The organism is Vibrio sp. A1-1 (assembly GCF_021728175.1).
Taxonomy (GTDB): domain Bacteria; phylum Pseudomonadota; class Gammaproteobacteria; order Enterobacterales; family Vibrionaceae; genus Vibrio; species Vibrio diabolicus.
Window position 1 is genome coordinate 1 of record NZ_JAKKCL010000042.1, and the last position, 3485, is coordinate 3485.

The 3485-nt window shown below is 41.2% G+C and carries 3 protein-coding genes and 1 pseudogene; all 4 read right to left on the minus strand.

The annotated features are described in order from the left end of the window. Positions 1 to 229, minus strand: a 229-nt coding sequence (locus L3V30_RS23835) for an ISAs1 family transposase (protein WP_237310136.1), incomplete at its 3' end; no start/stop codon positions are given. 39 nt (positions 230 to 268) lie between these two features. Further along, positions 269 to 1372, minus strand: coding sequence for an ISAs1 family transposase (locus tag L3V30_RS23840; RefSeq protein WP_237310140.1), 1104 nt, complete (start codon positions 1370 to 1372; stop codon positions 269 to 271). Positions 1373 to 1703: 331 nt separating this feature from the next. Continuing rightward, complete coding sequence (gene wecA, locus L3V30_RS23845) at positions 1704 to 2783, minus strand: UDP-N-acetylglucosamine--undecaprenyl-phosphate N-acetylglucosaminephosphotransferase (protein WP_237310138.1); 1080 nt, start codon at positions 2781 to 2783, stop codon at positions 1704 to 1706. Positions 2784 to 3368: 585 nt separating this feature from the next. Continuing rightward, a pseudogene (locus L3V30_RS23850) lies at positions 3369 to 3485 on the minus strand (ISAs1 family transposase); the annotation flags it as partial.

Here is a 3485-nt window from a genome sequence, read left to right on the forward strand (position 1 = left end):
TTCGGGACAGGTTTTCGGATGCGTGCTTGTAGGTAATTCGACTGTCATCTTCATTCATTACGGCATCCAACCACCAGTGCATACTTTCAACGCCCCAGTGACCTCGACATAACTTACCAAATTCTTCGGCTTTCATTTTCTTAGAGGAAATGAAGTATCTAACCCCCAAACTGCCTGAAGGCTCACCATTTTTCTTTTGGTAAGTCGTTGCTATACATAAACTTTTCAAGTCTTTCCATTTAGCACGGAAAAATCATGAACTTCCCCGTCAATAAAGGCTTGCTAGAACCTTTAAAAGATAATCACAATTCATCGCACACATTGCTCTTTTGTGTTTAATACTCGCTTTAAGTGTCGTTTCACTCTTCAGCATGTTTAAGCACATCTGCCTGATCCTTGCGAAATTTTCTGCACCGTCTTCTGCTCGTTTTCGGCTGGCATCCTCACCAAAAGCGGTGTCTAACGACCAGTGCATCGACTCAACCAACCAATGTGAACGCGTGCCATTTAACAACTCTTTAGCACTTAATTCCTTCGAGCTAATGTAGTATCTAACCGTGAATTCAGACTCTTTCGCGACCTCTTCCTTTTGTCGCAAAGAAACAACGATACCCATTGTTTTTAGCTCTGGCCATTCAAGTCCAACATCACCTAAAACACTCAAATCAGTATTCGTTAAGGCCAGTCTTGTTTCTTGGCGGCCACGAGACTTTTCCTGCGTGCTATACGAATCACCATCGTGATTTTGCAGCATACTCATATCGAAATAGTTATTAAACGCTTGCTCTAAACGCCCTTGATTACCTTTAACCGCCAGTAAGTAATCGGCATTCTTATCAAGTGTTTTCTGAGCAATTTTCTTTTGACAACCCATCGCATCAATAGTGACCAAACAACCTGATATATCAAGCAGTTCGAGTAACTCTGGGATAGCCGTGATCTCGTTCGATTTCTCGTAAACTTTATGTTGTCCGAGACTAACACCATTTTCAGTCGCAAAAGCGTTCACCATGTGAATAGCACCAAGACCCCGAGAGTCATCATAAGAGCCTCTTACGGTTTTACCGTCAATGGCAATCACTTCACCTTTAGTTAGCTCAGTACAATCCTTCATCCATTCGATAAAGCACTTCTGTAGGCGAGTGGCATTAATCATTCCCATAGCTCTTGCTATTGTCGATGTAGAAGGTACACCATGACTAAAATCACCAAACCGCTTTAAAAAGTCTAACTGTGCTTGCCCGTAAAGATGAATGGCTTTCCAATCATCTTGACCGGCAAGTACGGCGCAAATTGTTAACAAAATGATATCAGTTAACTTGTGCTCGACCTTGCCCTGTTGGCGGTAATCTGGGATGACATCAAAATGCATAAATGGGTGCTGGTTACTCACTGTAGGACCTCCAATTTTTCTACGGAGGTATTAGAAAACACTGAAAATGATCTACAAATTGATCATCGGCTAATTGTCAATTATGTGATGGTACTAACTAACCATATTGAAAAATAGAGTGCCTAACAATCACGAAGCCCTTTAAACATGGGCAGGTACGTGAATTTTCCCTGTGAGTTTATCTCAATGATACTTTAACTGCTGAGACACTTTTTATTCATTTTGAGACAGTCTATTTTGGACTATCCCTTATAAAACCTAGATTTTACTTACTTTGTTAAAACCGCCCCAATAGGCTTTTTTTAAATGTCTACTTAGACGTAAACTGAAGTCCTAAAGTATGAAACAGTTTATTGAACCAAGAAGAAATGCGCCAAATATGGCTAATTACCGAAAAATAGCATGCAAACAAAATCAAGAAAGCAACAAACATTATTGATTCACTAATGCCAACAAAATCAGCCCACAAACCGATAGCGGCACAAATTGATGCCATCGAACAGATGAAAATTAACGTTGCACCTGGAGAAAGCCCAATACGCTGACAAATATGATGTAGATGTTCTCTGTCTGGTTGGAATGGTGACTGACCTTTACGAATACGGCGGATCATAATGGTTGCCATGTCCATCAACGGTAAAGCTATCAACCACAGTGCTGTGACTGGCTTGAAGGCTACCGCTCCTGGTTCTTGCGTGCCACGAATCAGCATCCAGACCACGGTAAAGCCAATAAACATACTGCCTGCATCGCCCATGAAGATCTTAAAGCGACGACCTAGTGGGAAACCTAAGTTCAGGAAGATATAAGGGAGCATCGCAGTCACGATCAATAAACAGATCGTGGCTAAGTATTCGTTTCCGTTGTAGGCAAACACAATACCTAATGCTGTAAAGGTGACCGAGGCTAACCCGCCCAGCAAGCCGTCTATACCATCAACCATATTAAATGCGTTAATGGCACCTATTACCGCAATCACGGTGATCACCGCGCCAGTAACTTCATTCAGGGCAATGGTTTCGCTTCCCATTAGATAACCTAAATCGTGTAAGCTGTGGCCCCCGATGTAAATCATCGCAAGGGATATTCCCGCTTGAATAATAAGGCGAATTTTGAAACTTACATCGTAATAGTCATCTAATGCGCCGAGCACGATGAGTACAGCCGAACAAGATAAGTAGAGTGATAGGTTGTCATTCATTGGTAAGAACAGAAGGAACCCCACCAGTATAGTAGAGAAAATGGAGATCCCTCCTACAAGTGGCACCACACCTTGGTGAAGCTTTCTTGCATTGGGTTTATCTACTAGACCTACGCGCTTAGCGATCTTGCGCATAACAAAAAGTAGAACGAACGACAAAATAAATACAAATAAATATGCATTATTCATGATAGCCAACTGTGTTATTAAATAAGTTTGAGGTAAATCTATAACGCATCCGACTGATTCCCTTTACGGATTCCATTGCATCACAGGTCCGATACTGCTGATTCTTTTTCGCTCATATCTGAATAAGCCGAACCTAAGAACAAGCAGGTGATTTTTTGGCGTGACAAAACCACATTAGACAACATGGGTTGTAACGCACAGCAAACGCTAATTTTTAATATTGAATATGTAAGTAACTGAATCACCCCGATACTCGCTCATGACGGTCACGGTTTCACAGCTTTTTATAGGCAGGCCAAATACAAAGCTTGTATATGCTAACTAACGGTTTGAGCCGACAGTTAACTACTTCTACACGCTTAGTGCTTGGTTTTGATAGGTATGAGAAATGGAGATTTAAATTGTAACCTATGCCTAACCAACATTTGCTCGCCACTTTGTTAGCTTTGAGCATCCCTCTGACAAAAGGGAATTACATAAATTTGTAATAGTTCTCGTTTTTTATAAATCAATCTTGCCAGAAATGCACTTAGGTGCTTATTATTATTGAAAATTCTTTAGTTTGACCTCTTTCTCAGGGCAAGATTACGAAGCCCCTTGTACTGCAAGGACTTGCGAAAGGTAGCTATTGCTACGGTTTGCTTTTTTCTGCTTTCTTTTGATCCCTGCTTTGAAGCTGGTTTCTTCCGTCAGCAGATTTAA

What these genes read in the sequence shown, in the direction of transcription:
- L3V30_RS23840 (WP_237310140.1), bottom strand. Translation starts at nt 1,372, where the DNA reads ATGCATTTTGATGTCATCCCAGATTACCGCCAACAGGGCAAGGTCGAG.
- wecA (WP_237310138.1), bottom strand. Translation starts at nt 2,783, where the DNA reads ATGAATAATGCATATTTATTTGTATTTATTTTGTCGTTCGTTCTACTT.